Origin of the sequence: Arcicella rigui (assembly GCF_034929435.1) — a bacterium.
In the GTDB taxonomy this organism is placed as follows: domain Bacteria; phylum Bacteroidota; class Bacteroidia; order Cytophagales; family Spirosomataceae; genus Arcicella; species Arcicella rigui.
The window spans coordinates 69539-93762 of record NZ_JAYFUM010000023.1; the positions used below are offsets into that span (position 1 = coordinate 69539).

18 protein-coding genes are annotated in these 24224 nt (G+C 37.6%); 9 read left to right on the forward strand and 9 right to left on the reverse strand.

Translation table 11 applies throughout. The features are described 5' to 3' along the window. Positions 1-64: 64 nt before the first annotated feature. From VB248_RS18040 to VB248_RS18075, 8 genes are all read right to left on the reverse strand, one after another. Positions 65-1339: an MFS transporter gene (locus VB248_RS18040; RefSeq protein ID WP_323298214.1), complete on the reverse strand. Its 1275-nt coding sequence runs from the start codon at positions 1337-1339 to the stop codon at positions 65-67. Beyond that, a complete protein-coding gene (locus tag VB248_RS18045) occupies positions 1339-2343 on the reverse strand; it encodes a glycoside hydrolase family 43 protein (RefSeq protein WP_323298266.1) in 1005 nt (334 codons plus the stop codon). The genes VB248_RS18040 and VB248_RS18045 overlap by 1 nt, the downstream gene beginning before the upstream one ends. A 205-nt stretch (positions 2344-2548) precedes the next feature. Then, the gene (locus VB248_RS18050; protein ID WP_323298215.1) at positions 2549-3298 is read right to left on the reverse strand and encodes an SDR family NAD(P)-dependent oxidoreductase; all 750 of its coding nucleotides are present in this window, start codon (positions 3296-3298) and stop codon (positions 2549-2551) included. 224 nt (positions 3299-3522) lie between these two features. Then, positions 3523-5631 (reverse strand): alpha-glucuronidase family glycosyl hydrolase, encoded by a 2109-nt coding sequence (locus VB248_RS18055; protein WP_323298216.1) that lies wholly within the window; start codon positions 5629-5631, stop codon positions 3523-3525. Between the two features lie 38 nt (positions 5632-5669). Further along, positions 5670-6878 (reverse strand): mannonate dehydratase, encoded by a 1209-nt coding sequence (gene uxuA / locus VB248_RS18060; RefSeq protein ID WP_323298217.1) that lies wholly within the window; start codon positions 6876-6878, stop codon positions 5670-5672. A gap of 199 nt (positions 6879-7077) precedes the next feature. Continuing rightward, entirely contained in the window at positions 7078-8238 is a 1161-nt protein-coding gene (locus VB248_RS18065) for a Gfo/Idh/MocA family protein (protein WP_323298218.1), read from the reverse strand. 15 nt (positions 8239-8253) lie between these two features. Continuing rightward, positions 8254-9636 carry a putative oxidoreductase C-terminal domain-containing protein gene (locus tag VB248_RS18070; RefSeq protein ID WP_323298219.1) on the reverse strand — a complete coding sequence of 461 codons (1383 nt, stop codon included), beginning with the start codon at positions 9634-9636 and terminating at the stop codon, positions 8254-8256. A gap of 191 nt (positions 9637-9827) precedes the next feature. Beyond that, positions 9828-11225, reverse strand: coding sequence for a Gfo/Idh/MocA family protein (locus VB248_RS18075; protein ID WP_323298220.1), 1398 nt, complete (start codon positions 11223-11225; stop codon positions 9828-9830). Between the two features lie 394 nt (positions 11226-11619). On the opposite strand from VB248_RS18075, the gene VB248_RS18080 reads away from it, so the two are divergent. The 9 genes from VB248_RS18080 (at position 11620) to VB248_RS18120 (ending at position 21273) form a co-directional block, all read left to right on the forward strand. Then, the gene (locus VB248_RS18080) at positions 11620-12651 is read left to right on the forward strand and encodes a LacI family DNA-binding transcriptional regulator (protein WP_323298221.1); all 1032 of its coding nucleotides are present in this window, start codon (positions 11620-11622) and stop codon (positions 12649-12651) included. A 62-nt stretch (positions 12652-12713) separates the two neighbouring features. Further along, positions 12714-14438, forward strand: a complete 1725-nt coding sequence (locus VB248_RS18085; RefSeq protein WP_323298222.1) for a GMC family oxidoreductase — start codon at positions 12714-12716, stop codon at positions 14436-14438. A gap of 4 nt (positions 14439-14442) precedes the next feature. Next, complete coding sequence (locus VB248_RS18090) at positions 14443-15039, forward strand: gluconate 2-dehydrogenase subunit 3 family protein (RefSeq protein ID WP_323298223.1); 597 nt, start codon at positions 14443-14445, stop codon at positions 15037-15039. Positions 15040-15122: 83 nt separating this feature from the next. Continuing rightward, complete coding sequence (locus VB248_RS18095) at positions 15123-16481, forward strand: GntP family permease (RefSeq protein ID WP_323298267.1); 1359 nt, start codon at positions 15123-15125, stop codon at positions 16479-16481. Between the two features lie 163 nt (positions 16482-16644). Continuing rightward, on the forward strand, positions 16645-17592 hold the full coding sequence (locus VB248_RS18100; RefSeq protein WP_323298224.1) for a ParA family protein: 948 nt from the start codon (positions 16645-16647) through the stop codon (positions 17590-17592). A gap of 4 nt (positions 17593-17596) precedes the next feature. Then, positions 17597-18481, forward strand: coding sequence for a ParB N-terminal domain-containing protein (locus VB248_RS18105; RefSeq protein WP_323298225.1), 885 nt, complete (start codon positions 17597-17599; stop codon positions 18479-18481). 352 nt (positions 18482-18833) lie between these two features. Then, positions 18834-19082 (forward strand): hypothetical protein, encoded by a 249-nt coding sequence (locus VB248_RS18110; RefSeq protein ID WP_323298226.1) that lies wholly within the window; start codon positions 18834-18836, stop codon positions 19080-19082. Between the two features lie 313 nt (positions 19083-19395). Further along, positions 19396-20784 (forward strand): replication initiation protein, encoded by a 1389-nt coding sequence (locus VB248_RS18115; protein WP_323298227.1) that lies wholly within the window; start codon positions 19396-19398, stop codon positions 20782-20784. Positions 20785-20895: 111 nt separating this feature from the next. After that, a complete protein-coding gene (locus tag VB248_RS18120; RefSeq protein ID WP_323298228.1) occupies positions 20896-21273 on the forward strand; it encodes a Dabb family protein in 378 nt (125 codons plus the stop codon). Positions 21274-21504: 231 nt separating this feature from the next. Here the strand turns inward: VB248_RS18120 and VB248_RS18125 are convergent, their stop codons facing one another. After that, positions 21505-23958, reverse strand: coding sequence for a glutaminase family protein (locus VB248_RS18125; protein WP_323298229.1), 2454 nt, complete (start codon positions 23956-23958; stop codon positions 21505-21507). Positions 23959-24224: the final 266 nt, after the last annotated feature.

The window sequence follows — 24224 nt, forward strand, 5'->3', positions numbered from 1 at the left end:
AACAAAAACTCCCCCAATCAGCAACTTACCGATTGGGGGAGTTTTGTTTTTTATTCACTCTTACCTACAAATCTATTTTTTGCATTTTGGGTGTAAGCAGGTGAATTACTCCCCAAGCCAACAAGTACGCAAATCCGCAAACTAAGAAGATGATATTGTAGCCACCGTTGAGGTCGCCTAATAATTTGTACTTGTCCAAAATGATTCCAATAAAATATGGGAACAAAACGCCTCCCAAAGAACCTGCCATTCCGCCAATGCCTACGACTGAACTAATGGCTTTTTTCGGAAACATATCTGAAACAATGGTGAAAATATTGGCACTCCAAGCCTGATGAGCCGAAGCCGCCAAGCTTATTAAAAACACTGCAACCCAAATATCCGAAGCATAACGAGCTAACACAATGGGCGTTACGGCCATGGCAAAAATAAACATGGCTGTTTTTCGGGCTTTGAAGACCGTCCAACCTTTTTTGATAAAATAGCCCGATAAATAACCACCACCGATACTTCCAAGCGTTGTACAAGTATATAATACAGCAAGATGCAAGCTTGGTTTTTTCAAATCTAAAGCAAAAGTCGAGGAAAAATACGAAGGCAACCAGAACAGGAAAAACCACCAAATGGGGTCGGTCAGGAATTTACCAGCTACAAAAGCCCACGTTTGTTTGTACTTAAATAATTGTAGCCAAGGTACTGAATCTCCCGTAATTTCTTCTTCGTTATCGCTGTGGATATGCTGAAATTCTTCGGCTGAAAGATTTTTTTTGCGAGCAGGTATTTCATAAATAAACCACCAGAATACTAACCAGATAAAACCTATTGCCCCTGTAATAATGAAGGCTTCTTCCCAACCGTAAGCTCCTAAAATCCACGGAACCATAATGGGTGCAACAACTGCCCCAATGTTTGCTCCTGAATTGAAAATACCTGTGGCTAAAGCTCTTTCTTTTTTAGGAAACCACTCCGCTACCGACTTGATAGCGGCAGGGAAATTCCCAGCTTCACCAAAACCCAGTGATGCACGGGCAATGCTAAAGCCTAAAGTAGTTTTGGCGGCGGCATGAAAAATAGCGGCAATACTCCAAATAATAATGGAAATTGTATAACCCATTTTCGTCCCGATTTTATCAATAATTCTTCCGAATATCAATAAACCAATGGCATAAGATGCCGTAAAAGCCATTACTACTTTAGAGTAATCACTCTCTGACCAAGATAATTCCTTTTCGAGTGTTGGTTTTAGTAAGCCAATTACTTGTCTATCAAGATAATTGATGGTTGTGGCAAAAAACAACAAGGCTACAATCGTCCAACGGTAAGTACCTGATTTTTTCATTATTTATAAGCTGAGATTGTCTGAATACTTCCGTCTGGATTATGTTTCAATTCAGTCACTTTTACATTTCTTAAATGTGTTTTTCCTGAAATCTGTACGTCGTGATAAAATAAATACCATTTGCCTTTGATTTCAACAATTGAATGGTGGTTTGTCCAGCCATCAACAGGATTCAACACAACGCCTTGATAAGTAAATGGGCCGTAAGGATTATCTCCAGTAGCATAAGCGATAAAGTGTGTATCACCCGTTGAATAAGAGAAGTAATATTTTCCTTTGTACTTGTGCAACCAAGAAGCTTCAAAAAAACGTTTGGTATTATCGCCTGCTAATAATTCTTTTCCATTTTTATCAAGGATTTTTACGTCTTTTGCTTCTTCGGCAAAGCTCAACATATCTTTACTTAACTTCGCAATTTTAGGCGATAAAGCTGGCTGATTGTCGTCTTGTAATTTTCCATTTGGCTCATAAGTTCCTGTTTTCCAACGTTGTAATTGTCCGCCCCAGATACCTCCGAAGTACATATAGTAACTTCCGTCTGTATCTTTAAAAACACATGGGTCGATACTGAAACTTCCTTTGATAGGTGCTGGTTCGGCTTTGAATGGCCCAACTGGACTTTTACTGGTTGCAACGCCAATTCTGAAAACATCACTTTTGTCTTTCACGGGAAAGTACAAATAATAAGTACCATTTTTGAAAGCTGCATCTGGTGCCCATAATTGGCGACCAGCCCAAGGAATATTCTTGATGTCTAAAGCTACGCCATTGTCTTTTACTTTTCCTCCGATTTTATCCAATGATAAAATATGAAAATCTTTCATATCAAAATGACCGCCTTCATCGTCCTCTTTTACGCCAGACTCAATGTCATGCGATGGGTAAATATAAATTTTACCATTGAATACATGAGCTGAAGGGTCGGCTGTGAAAATATGCGAAACCAAAGGTTGAGAAATAGGCTTCTTTGCTTGACCCAAAACTGACAATGAAGTAGCAAGCATTAAAATTGACAAAATTTGTTTTTTCATGATTAATTAAATTAGAAATAAGCTGTTTTTTTAATTGAAAAAAGTATTGTATTCGACAAATTTATGACAATATCTATCTTTTTCAATACATTTTCAATAAAAATATAGAACACATAAGAACACTTATCGGCTTTAGGCATTAAATTTTGTAGCAAAAAGCTTATAGCCTAAAGCAACTCTAAAATCCTATTGAATTTCCGCCATCCACAGGAAGTGAAGCACCTGTGATATACTTTGCTTCGTCGGAAGATAAAAATACTGCTGCCATACCAATATCTTCGGGCTGACCGAAATAGCCCATTGGCGTTCTGTCGAGAGCTTTGTGTTTTCTGGCAGGGTCGGAATTCATAGCAGTTTTTGACATTGCCGTTTCAATAAATCCGGGAGCAATGGCATTTACTCGAACATTTTGTGTTGAAAATTCCATTGCTAAAGCTTTTACCATGCCTTCAACCCCACATTTTGAAGCCGTGTAAGCCACTACTCTGTCGATACCATAATAGGCCGCCATTGAAGAAATCATCAAAATTGAACCTTTTTTGCGTGGAAGCATTCTTTTCGCACAAGCTCTTGTCAGGGCGAAAACGGCATTCAAATTGGTATTGACAATTCTGCTAAATTCTTCGTCTGTTACTTCTACGGCAAATTTTTTCATATTGATTCCCGCATTGTTGACCAAAATATCAATCTCTCCAATTTCTGTCTCAACTTGGTCAACCAAGTCTTCTAAACGCTCTAAATCCGTCACATCATTGACGAAGTAAAAAGCGTTTTCACCCAATGCCGATACGGCTTCATTGAGCATTTGTTCACGTCTGCCCGTGATGACTACTTTCGCTCCTGCTTGAATCATGCACTGAGCAATGGCAAAGCCAATTCCACTTCCACCCCCAGTAATCAGGGCAATTTTTCCTTGTAATGAAAACATAATTTTTTTAGCTGTAAGCTTTGAGCGGTGAGCTATGAGCCATCAGCTTTTTTAATTGAAAGTATTTAAGGACGAATTTACTACACAGAGTTTAGCAGAGTTTTAAGAGTTTCACAGAGAAATATGATTATAAAAACACTCTGTGAAACTCTTTTAATTCTCTATGTTACTCTGTGTCAAGCTGGTGGCTCAAAGCTCAAAGCTCATCGCTGACAGCTAAAAAACTATCTCAACTGATAAATCTCCACCAATTTTTTTACTTCTTCCAAACTCCTTTCTGGTTTCGGGAATTGTGCTGGAATTGGCATTTTGGAATATTGTTGGAAGTACAAAACACAAGCATCACGCCACCAAACGGCTTCTCTTTCTTGTACTGCCAAACGCCCAGCTACGTCTTCAAAAATTTCTTTGTCAATGTTGGGTTTTACCGTATTCCATGCTTTACGCATTTCTTTTACTGAAGCTAAACCTGTGTAATAGCGAGTACAGAGTTCGTCCCAAAGTGTGTTGCCTGTTGATAATTTTGTTTTCCAAGCCACATGGTGAAACCACAATAAGTACGGCAATGGCGTTTTGGCTGGGTCATTCCATTGATTTTGTACTTCGGGCGTGTAAAGTAAAAGTGCTTCCGAACCATTTTTGGTTCTGTCGAAACCAATCCCCAAAGTATCAGCACGGTGATAATATGCCGAAGCCCAATCGGAACGGTCGCTTTTCATCAACCAAGGCTCAGGCCCAAAGTGAATGCCTTGCCCCATGATGTGATGTAAACCCAAAGGAGTGGTGAAATTCACATAATTTTCACGAGATTCCATTAAAAGTTTAGTCACAGTTTTGACTGTTTTTACCTCGTGACTCAATGTCATTTTTACCCATTCATTAGCAATTTGCTCAGATGATAATTCATGATTCCAAGCCAAACGACCAAAAGCATACCAATTGGCTTGCGACATAAAATGCCCTGTCCAGTTTCTATCCGAACCCGTATTGGCTACGCCTGCAATGGCAGTTAATTGATAATTATGCAAAGAACCATCCACTACTTTTGCCACCGTCGAACCTTTTCCTTTTACATAAGTATCTGATTCTAAACACTCTTTAAACAGAGGAGCTAAATACACCAAGTTGGTTGTAAAACCCAAGTACTCTTGTGTAATCTGAAATTCCATTGCCAAAGGCGTTTTGGGCATTGCTCCAAAAAGCGGATGAAAAGGCTCACGTGGTTGAAAATCTATCGGCCCATTTTTTACTTGAACGATTACTTTTTTATCAAACTGTCCATCTAAAGGTTTGAAGTCCTTGTACGCTTCTTTATAGCGGTCGCCTTTCGGATCGTCTTTTGAACTTGGTTTATACACGAATGCTCGCCAAATCACTACGCCAGTGTATGGTTTTAAAGCTTCTGCCAACATATTTGCTCCGTCGGCATGAGTTCTGCCAAAATCTTGAGGGCCGGGTTCGCCTTCTGAATTGGCTTTTACCAAGTATCCTCCAAAATCAGGAATGATGCTATAAATTTCTTGTGTTTTAGCCTGCCACCAAGCACGTACTTGTGGGTCGAGTGGGTCAGAAGTTTTTGCTCCTTTGAGAATTTTCGGAGCAGCAAAATTGATAGATAAAAATACTTTGATGCCATAAGGACGAAAAACATCTGCCAATGCTTTTACTTTCAACAAGTACTCTTTTGTCATAAATCTTGCACTGGCATTTACATTATTTACCACGGTGGCGTTGATGCCAATTGAGGCATTCGCACGAGCATAATCTTTATAGCGTGGGTCGATATTTTCGGGCAATTCGTACCATTTCCACAGAGAAGAACCAGCATAACCTCTTTCGATTGTTCCGAGTGGATTATCCCAATGATTCAACATTCTGTATTGAATTTTGGGATTACTTATTATCGAAATATTCGTCAAAGATTTTCCTGTTTGAATACTTCTGAGTAATTCAAAAGTACCGTACAAAATGCCTTTTTCAGTATTGGCATTGATGACGATATTACCATTTTGGTTTTTAATGGAATAACCTTCTTCGTTTAAATCTTTGTTTTCCGACAATTGAAAAATAATTCCTCCAGTACTTTTTGAAGTAGCAACTACTGGAACAGATTTGCCTAACAAACCTTTTAAACCCAATTGTAATTCGCTTGAAGCAGTTTTTGCAATTTCGCCTTGAACGTTGGCAACAATGAATTTTGTAAGACGAGCATAATTTTCTCTTTCTTGCTGATTCTTGATTAAATCATATTTCAACCACAAACGATAGCCATCGTCTGCAAAGGTTTTTGTGCTTAGGCAAAGCAATAAAAGGTACAGTATTTTTTTGAACATTTTAGATAAATTTTCTTAAACAATGATGGCATATACACTTACTTCAAACTACGTTCAATCCCCAATTGTAACCCTCTTAATTCTGCTAATCCTTTCAAACGACCAATGGCTGCATAACCAGGATATGATTTACTCTTCCCTGTTTTATCCAAATCGTCTAACATTAAATGCCCATGGTCTGGTCGCATAGGAATCGCAAAAACACCTTCGTTGACTGCTTTTCTACGATTTTGTTCCAACACAATTGCCTTTACCACTTCGTACATATCTACATCGCCAGCCAAATGAGCAGCTTCGTGAAAATTCAATGGGTTTTCCTCTCTTTTGGTTGTTCTCAAGTGTAAAAAATGGATGCGTTCACCAAAGCGTTGAATCATTTTTGGTAAGTCATTGTCTTCTCTCACGCCCAAAGAACCCGTACAAAAAGTAATACCATTGGCTATTACATCGCAAGCGTCCATCAATTGAGCCAAGTCTTTTTCAGTACTTACTACTCTGGGCAAGCCTAACAAAGATTTTGGTGGGTCGTCGGGATGAATACATAAATTCACGCCTAATTCCTGAGCCAAAGGAGCAATTTGTTGCACGAAATAATACAAATTGGCTCGCAGTTCTGCATCGCCGATATGTTTGTAATTATCTAATAAAGCTTGAAAATTACTGAGTTCAAATGCTTCTTCAGAACCGGGTAAACCCAATAAAACGGTATTGGTCAGCAAAGCGATTTCTTCGGCAGTCATACGTTCAAACTTCTGTAATGCTGAGACTTGTACTTCTTCCGAATAATCTAAAGGGGCATTGGGTCTTTTCAGAATGTATAAATCAAAAAGAGCAAAATCCTCCCAAACAAAACGCAAAGCTTTTGAGCCATCGGGCATTTCATAATTTAGGTTTGTTCTTGACCAATCCAATACGGGCATGAAATTATAACATACCGTTTTGATGCCACAAGCTGCTAAATTTTGAAGTGAAATCTTATAATTTTCAATATAAATTTTTCTCGAAGGCAAACCTTTTTTGATGTCTTCGTGAACTGGCAAACTCTCTACAACCACCCAAGTAAGAGGAGTATATTTATCGTTATCTGCTTCAATTATTTGGATTCTTTTTTTGATTTCTTCAATTGTCCAAACTTCTCCAACAGGTATTTGGTGCAAGGCTGAAACTACACCCGTACAACCTGCTTGGCGAATGTGCATCAAAGAAACTGGGTCGTTGGGGCCAAACCAACGCATTGTGTGCATCATTTGAGTTGTGAATTATGAGTTTTGAATGATGAATTATTTTAATCTGATTGCTGGATAATTTTCTTACACAGAGTTAAGCAAAGTTCTTTCTTGAGTTTCACAGAGTCTTCATAATAATCTCAGTGAAACTCATTTATTCTCAGTGGCTCTCTGTGTCTTTCATAAGAAAAGCTCGTCGCTCATTGCTCAAAGCTGATAGCTAAACCAAAATACGAGCAAATTTTTGTGCTTTTATCGACAATTCTGTGGCTAAAAAGCAGTGTTCTTGACTCATGGCTGTTTCTGTACGGTTCACAATATCGTTTACCAATTGCTCGCCATAAGGTAATACTTCATTGTTACAGTCGATGTACTTTGTTTCTTTGTTGTTTACCAAGTATAAATTATTACCGCTATCACGATTAGCAATATCAATATTTTTACGGATTTCGATATAACCTTCTGTTCCAAGAATCGTCAAGCGACCGTCGCCCCAAGTTTTTAAACCATCTGGTGAAAACCAATCTACTCTTACATAACCCGTTCCTTCATTTCCACGCAAAACCATATCGCCAAAATCTTCAAATTGTGAATATTGTTTGTGGGTATAATTAGCTACTTGCGAGCTTACAACTTCCGCTTTGGTTGAACCTGTAAAGAATAAAAATTGGTCGCATTGATGAGAACCAATGTCGCAAAGGATGCCACCAAATTGTTTTTTATCAAAAAACCAAGCGGGTCTCGACGCAAGATTGATTCTATGTGGCCCCATACCAATCGTTTGAATTACTTTGCCAATCGCTCCGGCTTTTACCAATTCTCCAGCCTTTACAGTAGCCTTATTTTCAAAGCGTTCACTGAACATAATTGAATATATTCGCTTAGTCTCTTTTTGTACTTTTCTTACTTCTGCCAATTGCTCAAGTGTTGTTATGCCCGGTTTATCCGACATAAAATCTTTTCCGTGTTTCATTACTCTGATTCCCAAAGGAGCTCTTTCACTGGCAATGGCTGAACTTAAAACCAGTTGAATAGATGAATCTTCCAAAATTTCAGCTTCGCTTGATGCCTGTTTTGCATTAGGGTATCTTTTAGCAAAATTGCTTAACAAATCTGCTTCTTTCGCATAATAAGAAACCAATTCTCCACCGCCACGAATCACAGCTTCTACTTGTCCGTAAATATGTCCATGATTCATTCCAATCACGGCAAATTTGATTTTTGGAGCAATATTTTTGTGAATATAGGGCGATACGATTGTTTTACTCTGTGTTGAATTTGCCGTTACTTCTTGTGAAATACTGGGTAATAATACCAAACCAGTCGCCGAAGCAAGGGTATTTTTAAGAAAATCTCTACGTTTATTTTGTTCGTTTTTCATAGTTTCAATATGGTTTTATTTAGCTGACTTAGTCTTTTTAGCAATTTCTAAAGCTTTAGTGGTAGTATAATACTTTGAAATCATGTTGGGTACTTCCCAATTCGGCAATTTACCTTCTTTCAAAAATGCCAAGTATTTTTCTGTTACTCTTCCAAAATGTGCTTCATGTCCTTCTTTGTACTTTTCAGGGATAATTACTTCCCAGCCTTTGGCATTTTTTTTAACTGAAATTCCTGCAAAATCCTTTTGTAAATCAGCTACTGCTTTTGAAAGCTCTGCTTCATAATAATCCGAAACATTCACTGGTTCAATGTATAAAGTAGGTTTATAAGCTTGTTCTGCTCCTTGACGAATGATGAGATTGGCTTTTGTGCCACGCATAATTGAGTAATGCGTATCTCCCCCACCTTCTGGTGCTTTATAAGCCCAAATCACAGAAGCTTTGGCATGAACGCCTTTTAGCTGATAATTGATTTCGCCATTGGCATAGATTTTCAATGTAGTATCATTAGCTAAATCTTTCTTTAAAAATGCTGGAAATTCTTCTGTTTTCGTGATAGTTTTAAACTGATTTAAAGTCATTTCAGTAGTCCAACGCTTGGCATTCGTGATTTTGATGTCTTTTTTATAGTCAATTACTTGTGCTGGAAAACACTCCCACTGAATCAAATCAACTAAATGCGTAGTTACATCTACAATTCCTTCGCCTTGTTGTGCTACGTCCATAAACCAAGTAGGTCTTGTGAGTACACTTCCTGAAACGTATTTATAGAAATGGTGAACGCTTTCTTTAGTAACGGCTGGATTTTCGGGCGTACCTTTTTCAAGTTTTCCAAAAACCGAAGGAATCATCGAAAAGGCTCTTTGCAACATCGTACTGATTTCATAACGCTCGGTCATAATATCATAAAGCAATACTTTATTTTCAGCGGCTTTTTTAAAGGTAGCTTGAAGTTTCGGAAAATCTTTGGCATCAATTATCATCGGTTTATCGGAAAGTACATTAAAGCCTGCACCGATAGACTTTGCCAAATAATCTGCTTTAATTCTATTATTTCCTGCAATCACGACTACATTTCCTGCTTTTTCAGCCAACATTTTTTCGAGATAATCATTACCTGCATAAATTTTCTCGTGCCATGAAGTCGGACTTTCTGCCCTTGAATTATAAGAATTGATTCTATCTAAATGATAGTGCAAATCATTGCCCACAGGTGCATATACTTGCACGGTCGGACTTACTTCTGGATACATATTTTTCTGCACCAAAGCCGCATGAAAATGACCAGGGTCAAGAGTAATGAGTTTTACAGTCGTCTTCGGTTTCTGTGCAAAAGCAAGCGAAGACAAACCTAAACTTATACTAAGTAGTGTTGTATTGAAATGAATAAATTTCATGTTTTATTTTAGCTGTGAGCTTTGAGTTATGAGCCTTGAGCTTTTTTCTATTTGCTTTATTAATTGATTTTGGGTCAATTTTATACTCAGAGTTTCGCTGAGTTTCACAGAGTATTTACAAAATTCTCTGTGAAACTCTGTGTCTTATTTATAAGTCCGAAATCAGAAATCCGACACCTGAAATCCCACACCTATATCTTTATCGCATAAGGTTTTCTCTGTTCTCTTGCCAATAATAAATTAGCTTCTGGGTCATTGATGAAGCGTTCTTTTTTCGGATTCCAGTATAATTTGCGGTTTAGTTTCATCGCTGCATGATGCAACAAACAAGCAGTACACGAACGATGCCCCACTTCGGCAGGTGCAATCGGTTCTTTTCTGGAAACAATACTTTCCAACCAGTTACCATGATGGTCTTTACTCACTGGCAAATGAATTTCATTTTCACCAATCACAGAAGTAATGATTTTCGAATCGCTGGCATCAAGGGCTTTAGCAGCCATTTGTTTGGCAATTGGGTCACTGGCTGTAACAGATGAATCGCCTCTCGAAACAAAAATCCACCCTTCTGTTCCTTCAAATTTTATCCCATTCGGTAATTCATTACTTACTACCATTCTTACGCCATTTTCATACAAAGCTTCTGTCGTGAAAATACCATGAACATTCCAAAGTCCATGTTTTGGAAAATCTGCTTTTCCCCAAATTTCAATGGGCCCCGTATGTTCGGTATTCATCGCCCAGTGAGCACAGTCGATATGATGTGAACCCCAACCAGTAATCATACCCGCTCCAAATTGTTCGCAACGCAACCAACCCGGACGGTCGAATCCCACTTGTGGATGTACTCTTTTTTCGGTATAATATACTTCGGGCGTTGTGCCGAGCCACATATCGTAATTTAAGTTTTTCGGAATTGGCATTGCTGCTTCTTCATCGCCCGATGGGTCGCCCGGCAAACCTACATAAACCGTTTTCAAAGTACCGATTCTGCCATTTCTAACCAATTCAGCAGCGTATCTAAATTGGTTAGACGAACGCTGTTGCGAACCAACTTGTACGATTCTTCCCGATTTTTTTACCGCATCTGCCATCATTCTTCCTTCCGAAATCGTCAAGGAAGCAGGTTTTTGCATATATACATCCTTTTTTGCACCAACGGCATGAATCACAATCGGAGCGTGCCAATGGTCTGGCGTACTGACCAAAACGGCATCAATATCTTTATTCAACAACAATTCACGGTAATCAGTATAAGTATTTACACCATCAAAATCTTTTCCTGATTTTTTGGTATAATACTCATTCACTAATTTTTTTGCTAAGTCAGCTCTGTTACTGTCCACATCACAAACTGCTACAATTTGAGCATTATCGTACTTCCAAACACCCGGCATATCATGCCCTCTTGAAATTCTACCCGTACCGATTGCTCCGATATTAATCCGATTACTTGGAGCATTTTTTCCAAAAACCGAAGCAGGAACAATCGTTGGAAAACCAGCAATGACTGTACTTGCCAAAGTTCCTTTGATACTTAGGTCAAGGAACTGTCTGCGAGAGAGGTTATTTTTCTGTTCTTGTGACATAGCATTTATTTTTTCATAGTTTTTCAAACATTCATTTTTTAAAAGAACCATGTAGCTACTTTTCTACTTGTTTACAATTTTAAATGTTTCCGAATGTCATCGTAAAGATGAAAATTAATTTTAATAATGCAATCGGTTGCATAAAATTTTCACAAATTTTCTTATAATAACACATTTTATTAAGTTCTACAATCTTCAAAAATTGCCTAAAATTAATTTTAAAGCCTATTTTCCTAAAATCAGGTTAGAAAAGGTTAAAGAAAAAGATTAACAATTTTTGCAACAAATTAAAAAATTGCATAAAATTGTTTTATCATTGCATTTATATTTTGAATAATTATTTTTTCAAAGACATACCTCCGACAAGGCAAAAAACAGTATTAATATTTATAGTATGGCAAAAGAAATCACGATTTACGATATTGCAAATCAGCTACAAATCTCACCTGCTACTGTCAGTAGAGCCTTGAATAATCATCCTGCCATTAATGAAAAAACAAAGGTTTTAGTGAACACAAAAGCCGATGAATTGGGCTATCGTTCTAATAAATTTGCCAGTAATTTACGTAAGCAAAGTACCAGTACGATTGGCGTTATTGTACCGAGACTAAATAGTTATATCATGTCCACCGTGTTGGCGGGCATGGAAAAAGTTGCGAATGAAGAAGGCTTTAATTTGATTATCAGCCAGTCGCTTGAATCGCAAAAAAAGGAAATCGCCAATGCCCAAACCATGTTCAATAGTCGTGTAGATGGTTTGTTGGTTTCGGTGGCATTTGATACTGATTCTTTCGAGCATTTTCAGCCATTTTTAAAAAAGAAAATTCCACTCATTTTCTTCGACCGAATCTTAGAAAACAACAATTGCCCAAGTATTGTAATAGATAACACAAAAGCAGGTTACGAAGCAACCAATCATTTAATTCAACAAGGCAGAAGTAATATATTGCACATTACAGGGAATCTTCAAAGAAATGTATATGCCGACCGACTAAAAGGCTACCAGCAAGCATTATTGGAAAACGAAATACCTTTTCAAAAAGCGTTTTTATGGGAAACAGCCCTGAATTTGGAAGCAGGCAAAGAAGTAGCCCAAAGAATTAAAGCAATGCCCAATCGTCCTGATGCTCTATTTATTGCCAGCGATTTATGTGCTGTTGCTTGCATTTCGGCATTAAAAGAAATGGGAATTGATGTGCCAAATGATATTTCTGTGGTAGGTTTTAATAATGACCCCGTTGCTCAAGTAATTGCTCCGAAACTCACTACGATTCATTATCCAGCCAAAGAAATGGGCGAAATTGCTGTAAAAAGTATGATTAATCATTTGAAAGGAACGATGAATTTAGATAAAACCAACGCCATTACCCTACGTTCGGAGTTGATTGTGCGTGAATCAAGCAGAATTATTGAGCATTCCGCATAAGTCGGATTGCATTTTCAAGAAATATCTTCGACCTTAGAGGAATACAATTTTATATAAAATTTATGTCAAATCTAAACATTAAAATTAACAAGGAAAATAGCTATGATGCCATTGTGATTGGCTCGGGCATGAGTGGTGGCTGGGCTGCCAAGGAACTTTGTGAAAAAGGTTTGAAAACTTTGGTACTTGAAAAAGGAAGAATGGTGAATCATATCGAAGATTATCCAACCATGATGCAAGAGCATTGGGATATGCCTCATCGTGGCGGACTTAGTTTTGAAGACCAACAAAAACATCATATTCAAATCAGAAGTGGCTTTGTCGGAGAGTCTGTAAAACATTTTTTCACGAACGATATTGACAATCCTTATCAAGAAAAACAGCGTTTCGATTGGATTCGTGGGAATCATGTGGGCGGTCGCACACTTACTTGGGGAAAACACGTGTATCGTTGGAGTGATTTAGATTTTGAAGCCAATGCCAAAGAAGGCATCGGTATCGACTGGCCCATTCGCTACAAAGATTTAGCTCCGTGGTATTCGTATGTTGAAAAATTTGTTGGCGTAAGTGGTGAAAAATTAGGTTTAGACCATTTACCCGACGGCGAGTTCCTCCCTCCTATCGAGCTGAATTGTTTAGAAAAACATTTTCGCCAAGAAGTAGCTAAAAAATTCAACGGTCGCCCCGTTACTACGGGACGAGTGGCTCACCTCACCGAACCACAACCACAGCACCTTGCCTTGGGTCGTGGAAAGTGCCAAAACCGCAATCGTTGTTCAAGAGGCTGTCCTTATGGTGCTTACTTTAGCAGTAATTCCGCTACTTTGCCAGCAGCAAACAACACAGGAAACTTCGCTATTCGTCCAAATTCTATTGTTCATTCTATCATTTACGATGAAAAAACACAAAGAGCCACAGGCGTAAGAGTCATCGACAGCGAATCGAAAGAGGAAATTATTTTCAAAGCAAAAATCATTTTTAGTTGTGCTTCAACCTTGGCAACGACTCAAATTTTGATGAATTCTAAATCCAATCGTTTCCCCAACGGGATGGGAAATGATAGCGGAGAATTAGGGCATAATTTGATGGATCATCATTACAGAACTGGTGCGATGGGTTCTTATGATGGTTTTGAAGACCAATATTACAAAGGACGCAAACCGACGGGCTTATTTATTCCAAGATTTGTGAATTTGGATGCTGCTTCTAAAAATCCAAATTTTGTGCGTGGCTACGATTATCAAGGAGCTGGCGGCGGCAGAAGTAACTGGGGAAGAGGCGTAAGTGGCGAAGGCGTTGGAGCGGCATTTAAAGAATCCCTTTTCAAACCGGGCGGCTGGGGAATGACTTTAATGGGTTTTGGTGAAGTATTGCCTTATCATGAAAATAAAGTAAGCTTAGACCCCGAAAAAACTGATAAATGGGGCATTCCACAATTGGTTTTTGACGCAGGTTTGAAAGAAAACGAAATGAAAATGCGTGAACAAATCAGAATAGATGCCGCTGAAATGTTGGAAAAAGCAGGTTTCAAAGATGTAAAAACCTTTGATAATGCAGGCGGTTTGGGCGTTGGCGTACACGAAATGGGAACTGCCCGCATGGGTCGTGACCCAAAAACTTCGGTACTGAATGGCAATAACCAAATTCATACAGTACCCAATGTCTTTGTTACGGATGGTGCTTGTATGACTTCTTCTTCTTGTGTAAATCCTTCTATTACTTATATGGCATTGACGGCGAGAGCGGTTGATTTTGCTGTAAGTGAGTTGAACCGTAAAAATTTGTAGCCTTATGAACCGTAGAGAAGTCCTTAAAAATACCACTTTATTCTTGGGTTATAGCCTTTCGGCTGGAGCTTTGTCGGAGCTTTTTATTGCTTGTCAAAAAGAAGCTCAATTAAATTGGCAACCCGTTTTTCTATCCAATAATCAAGCAAATTTGATTGCTGAAATCGCAGAAACGATTTTACCTAAAACCGAAACGCCCGGGGCAAAAGAATTGGGTGTACCTCAGTTTATCGACAAGATGTTGAAAGAAATGCTTTCGGAAGCAGACCAAAAGGCTTTTCTTGAAGACTTAGAAAAGTTCGACGAAGCTTGCGAAGAAGCAAATAAAAAGCCTTTTATAGAGTGCAATCAACAAGAAAGAGAAGCCTTTTTACTGAAAGCAGACAAAGAAGCAGGCAAATTACCACCTTCGGCTTGGGGCATTACTTTGGTAGCCAAACCCGACCCCGTGGCATTTTTTAGAAGAGTAAAAAGTCTAACACTTTTGGGCTATTATACTTCTGAAAAAGTTGGTAAAGAAATCCTTTCTTACGACCCAGTTCCCGGAACATTCATTGCGTGTATGCCTTTGAGTGAAGTCGGTAATGCTTGGAACGAGTAGTTTTTTAAAATAAGTAATCGTACAATATTATCTTAGAATTTGAAATACTGTAATAATTTGAAAGGACGGATTCAAAACTCAACATTCACCACTCATACTTAAAAAGCATGACCTATTATTTAATTTTTTTGTTGGTAGCCAGTATCAGTTTCATCGTGTGGGCAACTGCTTACATGAAACTGAACGCTTTTTTTGCCTTAGCTTTAGCGGCTCTGTTGGTCGGAGTACTCAGTGGCTTACCACTTCCAAGCATCGTGAGTACGCTAAAAGTCGGCTTCGGACATACCATGGAAAAAATAGGTTTATTAATCATACTTGGTACAACTCTGGGGCTGATTCTTGAAAAAACAGGTGCTACTACCAGTATGGCAAATGCCATTTTAAAATTAGTCAACGAAAATAATGCTCCTGCTGCCATTGCCCTCACAGGTTTTGTCATTGGTTTCCCTATTTTTTGTGATAGCGGTTTTATTATCCTCAGTGGTTTAAATCATTCATTGGTCAAAAAAACGAAACATACAATGCCCGTGATGGCTGCTGCATTGGCTACTTCTTTGTATGCCGTCCATTGCCTTGTTCCGCCTCATCCCGGCATAACGGCAGCCGTCGGAACAGTGGGTGGAGATTTAGGAATGGTCATGCTTTGGGGAATTATTTTGGCTGCTCCCGTCGCTTTGATAGGCTATTTTTGGAGTGTTTGGCAAGGAAAAGGCATTTCGCACGCCTATATCGAGCAAGAAGAAGTACAAATAGCGGTTGATACCTTGCCTTCGGCTGTTCTTTCTTTCTTACCTGTTTTTCTGCCAATTGCCCTGATTGCCTTCAAATCTATTGTCTTTTTATTTGTTTCAAAAGCTTTAGCGGAACAATCATTTTCTTTACAATTCATTGCTTTTATCGGCGAACCTGTAATGGCTCTGGCAATTGGGATTGTATTTTCATTGTTATTGATTCAGAAAAAGTACCGCAAAGATTTATCTCACTGGCTCACGGATGGCGTAGAAAAAGCGGGAATGATTTTAGCCATTATTGCCGCTGGAGGAATGTTTGGCGAAATGCTTCAAGCGACGGGTATCGGTAAAAATTTAGGTGAATTATTGAGTGGCTATGCTTTAGGAATATTTTTTCCTTTTGTAATTACTGCTATTTTAAAGACTGCTCAGGGTTCTTCTACGGTAGCAATTATCACGGCTTCTTCGCTGATAACGCCTATGCTTGTCAATTTGGGATTGACGACTCCGATGGATATAACGCTAACCATTCTAAGTATGGGAGCTGGCAGCATGATGATTAGCCATGCCAACGATGCGTATTTTTGGGTAATTAGTCGTTTTTCAAATCTTGAAACTTCTGCTACCTTAAAGGTTTATAGTACTGCTACTTTGGCAATGGCTTTTACAGCACAAATCATCATTTGGCTATTTTTCAATTATTTACATTGATTTTACTTACAGCCTAAAGTAAAATTTGAAAAGTATTTTGGATTCCTTCGATAAAAAATATTAACTCAAAACATATATATCTATATATTTTATTTTTATTAATATATAAAATCATATATATTTGATTAATATTTTGAATTTAACGATTGAACCATTATTCCGAATGATTACGACTGAAATTGTCCGTAAATTTCTCTTTTCTCGCCCTTCTATCAATAGAACTCAACTTGAAAAAGAAGCTCAAATTCCTGCTACAACCATTTATAAAGCACTGGAAGGCATCCAAGCTTTTTCGCCAAAACATTTAGAAAAGTTAGAAGTAGCTATGCGAAATTATGGTTATACCGATTCTACTTTTTCTAAGGCTCGTAGCATTGCCATTATCAACCACAAAGGTGGCGTTGGGAAAACTACTACAACTATAAACTTAGGTAAAGCCCTTGCTTTGCTCAAATACCGAGTTTTATTGGTGGATATGGACTCGCAAGGAAATTTGTCTCAATGTTTTGGCATACATTCGCCCGAAAAACAAGTGATTACTTCTTTGATTTCACGAGACCCACTCCCACTGCTTGAAATCGAACCTAATTTATTTTTATCTCCTTCGGATATCGAAATGGCTACTTACGAAGTAAAACTCATTACCGAAGTAGGTTCAGAAATGCGTTTGGCAAAGAAAATTCAAGCATTGAACGACCAATTTGATTTTATTCTTTTCGATTGTCCGCCTTCATTGAATTTAATGACGATTTCGGCTTTGAATGCTTCCACTGAATGTATCATTCCGATTCAGCCCGAATCTTCTGCTTTCAATGGCGTTAAGAATTTATTAGAAAAAATTTCTGCCGTTCGTGAATACACGAATGTTTCTTTGAAAGTACGTGGCTTTTTGTTTACGATGGTACATCTCAACCAAACCATTCACCAAGTAATGATGGAGTCTGTTTTGGAAACGTATCCTTCCATTCCTGTTTTCAAAAGTATCATCGAAAACACAACGGTCTTGAAACAAAGCCAATACATGAATCAAGATATTTTTCAATACGACCCCAAATCCAAAGCGGCAAATGCCTACATGGAACTTGCACACGAAGTGATTTCAAACGAATAAGCAGATGGCATCTAAAAAAGAATTATTCAAAAAACGTGCTGTGGAAGTGGCAACCATTCACAACACTCCTAAACCTGCACCTATCGGTGGGTTTAATGATATTGAACGCATCAAAAATGCTATCGTGATTATCGACGAATTGAAAGATTTAATTCGTCCACTCAGTCAGGAACAGTACAATCAACTGGAACAAAATTTACTGACGCACGGCTGCCAAGATGCTTTGATTTTGTGGGAAACGACTTCTACCGAACTCCAACAAGACGAACTCGATACGACGGTTTACGTTTTGGTGGACGGACACAACCGCTATGCGATTTGCCAGAAAAATAAAATTGAATTTAAGATTAATCTGAAAATCTTTGAATCTATCGAGAAAGTCAAAGAATTTATGATTGACCTTCAATTGGGGCGAAGAAATATCACACCAGAAGAAGAATCATACTTGCGTGGTTTGAAATACAACACGCAAAAAGCCAATAGGGGAGTGGCTTTGCAAGTACAAGGCGAAGACAGCAAACCTGTGAATGTGGCAGAAAAATTGGCGGATGAATTTAACGTAAGTGTACGCACGATTAAAAACGACGGAAAATTTGCAGAAGGTTTATCAAAACTCAGTAAAGAACTTCAAGAACAAGTACTGACGGGTTCGTCGGTTTTGAGTAAAAAGCAAATTCAAACTTTAGCCGACCGCAAAGATATTGGCGTAGAAGCCATTCAAAATCTGAGCGAAGTAAATACAAACACTGAAAAACCAAAAAGTGTAGAAAGTAGCGTACCCAAAGAAACACTCAGAAGCCAAATTATTGCTTTGGCAAATAACCTCACGAAAGAATCTGACTGTGATTTACTTATCAAAAAAATCTATCAACTCAAGTCTGTTTTATAGTTTTTCCCAAAAGTGCAAGTGTTGCACTTTTGGGAAAAACAGAAAATTCTCAAGCTTGCATAAACCCATTTTCTAAAAAGTGCAATCGTTGCACTTTTTAGAAATCAAGCGAAAACGACAATAATTATCTTCAAAATTGATTTTGAACTATAACAAAAATCCCAAAATTAAAGGGATTTTCATTTAGCAAATCGTAGCATTTTTTGAAAGTTCAGAAAGGTTTTTCTAAAAGTGCAAGCGTTGCACTTTTAGAAAAAAAGGAAAATTAGAGCGTGAATAAAGTCAAAAATACTTTTAGAACTATAACAAAAATCCCAAAAAATGAAGCTTTACAGTCCATAAAATCAACTGATTGTTAAGCTATAAAAGCGAACAAAATCCTAAAAGTGCAAGCGTTGCACTTTTAGAAAAAAGCTTAAAATTTAAGGTAATTGCCAATATTAACTATAACAAAAATCCCAGAAAAAAGCCTGTAAATCTAAGGTGCTTTTTATCCAACGAAAGAAGTAGCAAAAATGTGATTTCCGGTAAAATTGTTATAATTGGCTTTTTTGATTTCAACAAAAGCCAGCAACTTGGCATTACGAATGATTATCAATAAAGATTTTTATTATTTTTGTACAATTAAAAATCAAAAAAATAATAAAAACAACAAACAAAAATCAAAAATTTTCCTCTTTGTTTGTTTTAATTTTTTTATTTGTTTTTTAATGTATTTTCGGTGTCCATAACTCATTGATTTTCAAATGATTCTGAGCTTAAATATAACAATTTTACCGGTTAGTATAACAGATTTACCGAGAAGTATAACAATTTTACCTATGAAGTATAACAATTTTACCGGAAAAATAGGTATAATTGTATCAAACTATAACAAAAATCCCAAAATTGTGTAGGAGAAGGTTTTAAAAAAAATGAAAAAGCTTAAAAACGATAAAAATAGCAGTCAAGGCAACAAAGAAACGAACGTAGTAAAGCTGATTCGTAAGGCAAACCGTTTGGTAGAAGGGAAGTATCGTTTTGATATTTGGGAAATGCGAGTTTTTACCAAAATGTTGATGAAAATTCACAGAGACGACGAAGACTTCAAAGTATATAGAATTTATTTACACGAAGTAATTCAAGATTTTGAATTACAAGAAGACGGGCATTCGTACAAATATTTGAAACAAGGAGCAGAACGCTTGGGCAGAAGAGAAATACGAGTGTTGATGGATACGCCAGATGGAAAGATGGAATTGTTTACACATATAGCCACGGGCGTTAAAAGCTTTGTAGAAGAGAAATCTGCCAAATACTTAGATATTTCGTTTCATCCCGATATGAAACCCTTTTTGTTGCAATTGCAAAGCCAGTTTTTGATGTATGACGTTAGAAACATCTTGAAACTGCAAAGTTCCTTTTCGATTAGAATTTATGAATTGCTGAAACAATACGAAACCATTGGCAAGCGACAAATCAAGATTCAGGAATTGAAAGAAATGCTTGATGTAGTGGATAAGTATCCACTCTATGGAAATTTCAAACAACGAGTAATTGTAAAAGCACAAGAAGACCTTGAAGAATTTACAGACATCAAATTTACTTTCGATGAAGTAAAAACAGGCAGGGCCGTAACAGCCCTTACTTTTTGGATATTACCCAATAAAAATAAGCAAGATGTTGGAAAAATGTTATACTTCCCCGAAATCGCCGAAGAGCTTTCGCTGGAAAGTGAATTAGACAAACTGCTGGCGATAAGCAAAAATTGGGAGGGAATGTCGAAAAACCTGATGGAGCAATGGATAAATACTTATGGCATTGAAGCCGTAGAGCAGGAAGTAAGCAAAGCCAACAAATTGATTTTTGAAGGAAAGAATATTCACAATCCCGTGGGATTCGTTACTTGGGCTTTACAAAACCCCAATGTGGTGAAAGACCTTGCCAATACAGCCACGGCAAGCCCGATTATTCATAAAGTACCGACGAAGTTGAACAGCAAAGAAATCGAAACTTACTGGAAAGGAGATTTCAACGAATGGTTTTTGGCGTATTTGCAACAAATTGCCATTGCCGCCAAACATGAAACTTTTCATGCGGTGGTTGAAGAGTTAAGAAATCTTTATCCTGAAAAAGTATTTTCGAGTTTGTTTCTACACAAAGACGGTTCGGTAAACGAAGAAGCTCTGAATAGTTCGGTAGGAGTGAGGCTGTTGGAAAAAGATAAAAAAACAAAAGAAAGTGTTTTTGCTGATTGGTTTTATGAAAAATTTCAAAGGAAAATTTTTCTGCAAAGAAATGGTACTTGGGAATTTTTGGAGTAGTCGAATAGTTTGAAGCAATGGTCGGTTTTATTTGGGTGAGAAATCTTTGTAAAATACTTTTGAATACAAGAGTCCGTTTGAAGTATTACTCATTATTTTAACCCAATTTTTATGAAAACTAAATTATTGTCATTTGCCCTGATGTTTGCGTTTGGTACTCAACTACAAGCACAAGAGAAAGCTCCCAAAATGTTGAAACACGTAGTGACGGTTACTTTTAAAGCAGACGCACCAGCGAAAGGCGTAAAAGAAGTGGATGATTCGTTCAAAAACTTGGCTGTAAAGCGAAAAGAAGTAAAAGCTTACGAATGGGGCGTTGTGCCGAAGAACGTGCGAAATAAGGCAAATAAACACGTTTACGTGTCAAGTTTTGCTTCTGAAAAGGAATTAGAAAAATACGGAGCATCGCCAGAACACCAAAATCATATTAAAATCGGTGCTTCTATCATTGAAAAAGTAGAAGCCGTAGATTTTTATGTAGAAAAATAAAGTGATTTTTGGTTGTTCTTTATAAAACAATTGAGGCTATTTCAGCAAAATATCAAAGCCCGTTTTTGGGATTGGTTATTGCCGAAATAGCCTCGTTTATTAAATTGGATAATAGTAATTTTTAAAAGTGATTATTTGAAAGATTTTTAAAATCTCTACTACTATGGTTTACCCAGCATAGTAGTAGAGAAAAAGTGTAGAAGCTATTGATTTACAACCTTATTATCTAAATTATTTACTCTTCATTTTTTGTTCAAGTACTTTCATAAAGTAACCACCAACCACGCTTCTGGCTTGGAAACCAACCATTTTACCTGTTTTAGTTTCGTGCCAGTCGCTAATGGGTACTCTTGATTTTGTTTTGATGGCGTATTCAAACATTGGATTTACTAAAGCTTCAAAATCTTTGTAATCATTTGCCATTACCGAAGTCCAAATTACCCAGTCCGATTTTGTATAAGTAGCTCGGCTGTCGAGGGGTAAGCCAAATTCATTTTGTTTGGTCAAATAGTATTTTACTTCTGTGTCAAATACTTCTTTCGGGAAATAATTCAATTTCAATACTTTGTCCCAAACCAAATTATATTTCTGACTCCAAGTACCTTTTTTATCGAAAGTCAAAGCGTAGTGGTCGCCGTCTTTTGCCATTTCCATCCATTTGCTTACAAAACCTTTTGTAATGGCATCGTATTTACGGAAAGTATCCATATCGCCCATTTGCTTGGCTAATTGCGTGTAAGTTTCAAGAGCCACAATAGCTTTCGCCGAAAGGTTGATATTACGTGCCAAATGTCCTGCAAAGTCATCTGTACACAATTGATTCGCTGGGTCGAAACCTTCTTTTGTAAGGAAATCCGCCCAAATATTCATGGTTTTCCAGTGTTTTTTGGCGTAGTTCAAATTTCCTTCTGCTTTACAAATAGCCGCCGCCAAAATCATCATATTGCCACATTCTTCTACGGGCATATCTTCGCCATAAGTTTGTCCGTTGGCGAGCGGATAAGTGCCCAAATCGTGTGCAGGGAAAGGTTTTGCCCATTTACCGCTTTCGCTGTAATAGAAAATTCCGTTTAACATTCCTTTCAATAATTCAGGATTATAAGCCAAGAAAAGCGGAGCAGAAGGATAAGTAACGTCAACGGTATTGATAGAACCATTACTGAAATTTTCTTTTGATAAAAACAAGGTTTCACCTTCTGGACTTTTCAAGAGTTTATGTGCCGCAATACTTTGGCGATAAGCCAATTCACATAATTTGGCGTATTTTTCTCCGCCAGCTTTGAAGGCATCGTTATAAATGGTTTGATTGATTACAGCACATTTTTTCAAAACAGTCGCATACTCTTTTGAAGCCAAAGCAAGTTGCGATTCAATCGTTGTTGTGCCTTTATCGTTCCACCACGGACGAAGATTTTTGCCAAAATACTGTATCGAATAAATATCATCATAAGCCAACATCAATACTTCTTCTTTCGCTATTTTGGCTACTTTACCTAAGTCAATGACCGTATTTAAACTCATTTTTTTGCCTGTACTAAGGTCTTTTTCAGGACTTTGGAAAGGGTTTTCTACATGAGCCGTTGAGATAAATTGCTGAACATTTGCTCCAGCTTTTGCGGCTACGTACATGTAGCCCCAATCAATTCGGAGGTCATCGCCTCTTTTTTGTAAAACGGGTTGTTGGGTTGTTCCTGCTTTCAAAATTGTCAAGTTGCCACTTTTATACTTTTGGGCTGCTACTTCTTGCGTAGCGTTATTGGTAGCAATGTCGGTAGAAGCCCCTACAAAAAGCTTTACTTGATGCGGAAGTCCGTCATTTGAAAGCACTTTGGCAGTAATGTAAGAAACAGGTCTTGCTAAAGTAGTTAAATCGTTGATGAGTAGGGGAGACGTAAAAGTAAGATTAAGATTTACTTTACCACAAGTAAAAGTATAAACCGTTTGAGTAGCATTTAGCACTACGCTTTTTTGTTCGGCAAGATGCGTTTTGGCATCATCAGGAAAAATCACTTTTTCAACAATGCCGACATCTAAAAGAGCTTCGCCACCGCCCGTATTCATTACGTTGATTGCCAAGACGTTTTTACCTTTTTTCAATTTACTTTTCATTTCGTTGGACATCGGCAAGTATAAGTATTTGCCTGCACAACAGCCAGCGGTGTAAATCAAATCGCCATTGAGATATACTTTCACTACGTCGTCGTATTGAAGTTTCAAAATGGGGTCTTTCAAATTCAAGTCCTCAAGCGTAAATACTCTACGCACCCAAATACTATTACTAAGCCACAAAGTTTTAGAAACACCACGCACATTGCCGAAAGGAGCTGCTCCGTCTTTCCATTGGCTATCGTTGAAATCTGGATTTTTCCAATCTTCCGAAGGCGTAGTTTCAGTGTATTTAGCGGCATAATTTTCTTCGTCGCCTGCTGGAATAATATTTTTATAACTTTCGCCACGCTTTCCCATGAAGCGATAGTTTTCGCCATCTACATTTAAAATACCCATTAAAGAATGGTCAGTGCCTGTCCAATGTTTGGTAGGCGAAGCATTGAGCTGGTCGGTAGTGGACCAAATACTAAAGTAAGGGTCGTGTGTGATGAGTGGAAAAGCAGGAGCTTGCGTACTCTGAGCAAAAATATTTGCCCAATTGAAAAGTACTAAGCCAAGTAAAAACAGTTTTTTCATTAGGAAATGATATTAGGTTAAATGATTTTAAATGTTTATCTATGAAAGTTGAGTAGTTCTGTGGCTACAAAATTAGACTTTCACTTTTTGCTACTTAATTCAATAATTATCATTATTTCTTCAAAATGTTTCATTTAATATTGTTTCACTCATAATTTTCTAACTTTATGAGGCTAAGTATCAGTATTTCACTTCAGATTCTATTTTTTTGAAAAAATCAAAACATATTTCCTTACTACTCAGAAGCCTTTTGATAATGTGTTGTT

What these genes read in the sequence shown, in the direction of transcription:
- VB248_RS18040 (WP_323298214.1), bottom strand. Translation starts at nt 1,339, where the DNA reads ATGAAAAAATCAGGTACTTACCGTTGGACGATTGTAGCCTTGTTGTTT.
- VB248_RS18045 (WP_323298266.1), bottom strand. Translation starts at nt 2,343, where the DNA reads ATGCTTGCTACTTCATTGTCAGTTTTGGGTCAAGCAAAGAAGCCTATT.
- VB248_RS18050 (WP_323298215.1), bottom strand. Translation starts at nt 3,298, where the DNA reads ATGTTTTCATTACAAGGAAAAATTGCCCTGATTACTGGGGGTGGAAGT.
- VB248_RS18055 (WP_323298216.1), bottom strand. Translation starts at nt 5,631, where the DNA reads ATGTTCAAAAAAATACTGTACCTTTTATTGCTTTGCCTAAGCACAAAA.
- uxuA (WP_323298217.1), bottom strand. Translation starts at nt 6,878, where the DNA reads ATGATGCACACAATGCGTTGGTTTGGCCCCAACGACCCAGTTTCTTTG.
- VB248_RS18065 (WP_323298218.1), bottom strand. Translation starts at nt 8,238, where the DNA reads ATGAAAAACGAACAAAATAAACGTAGAGATTTTCTTAAAAATACCCTT.
- VB248_RS18070 (WP_323298219.1), bottom strand. Translation starts at nt 9,636, where the DNA reads ATGAAATTTATTCATTTCAATACAACACTACTTAGTATAAGTTTAGGT.
- VB248_RS18075 (WP_323298220.1), bottom strand. Translation starts at nt 11,225, where the DNA reads ATGTCACAAGAACAGAAAAATAACCTCTCTCGCAGACAGTTCCTTGAC.
- VB248_RS18080 (WP_323298221.1), top strand. Translation starts at nt 11,620, where the DNA reads ATGGCAAAAGAAATCACGATTTACGATATTGCAAATCAGCTACAAATC.
- VB248_RS18085 (WP_323298222.1), top strand. Translation starts at nt 12,714, where the DNA reads ATGTCAAATCTAAACATTAAAATTAACAAGGAAAATAGCTATGATGCC.
- VB248_RS18090 (WP_323298223.1), top strand. Translation starts at nt 14,443, where the DNA reads ATGAACCGTAGAGAAGTCCTTAAAAATACCACTTTATTCTTGGGTTAT.
- VB248_RS18100 (WP_323298224.1), top strand. Translation starts at nt 16,645, where the DNA reads ATGATTACGACTGAAATTGTCCGTAAATTTCTCTTTTCTCGCCCTTCT.
- VB248_RS18105 (WP_323298225.1), top strand. Translation starts at nt 17,597, where the DNA reads ATGGCATCTAAAAAAGAATTATTCAAAAAACGTGCTGTGGAAGTGGCA.
- VB248_RS18115 (WP_323298227.1), top strand. Translation starts at nt 19,396, where the DNA reads ATGAAAAAGCTTAAAAACGATAAAAATAGCAGTCAAGGCAACAAAGAA.
- VB248_RS18120 (WP_323298228.1), top strand. Translation starts at nt 20,896, where the DNA reads ATGAAAACTAAATTATTGTCATTTGCCCTGATGTTTGCGTTTGGTACT.
- VB248_RS18125 (WP_323298229.1), bottom strand. Translation starts at nt 23,958, where the DNA reads ATGAAAAAACTGTTTTTACTTGGCTTAGTACTTTTCAATTGGGCAAAT.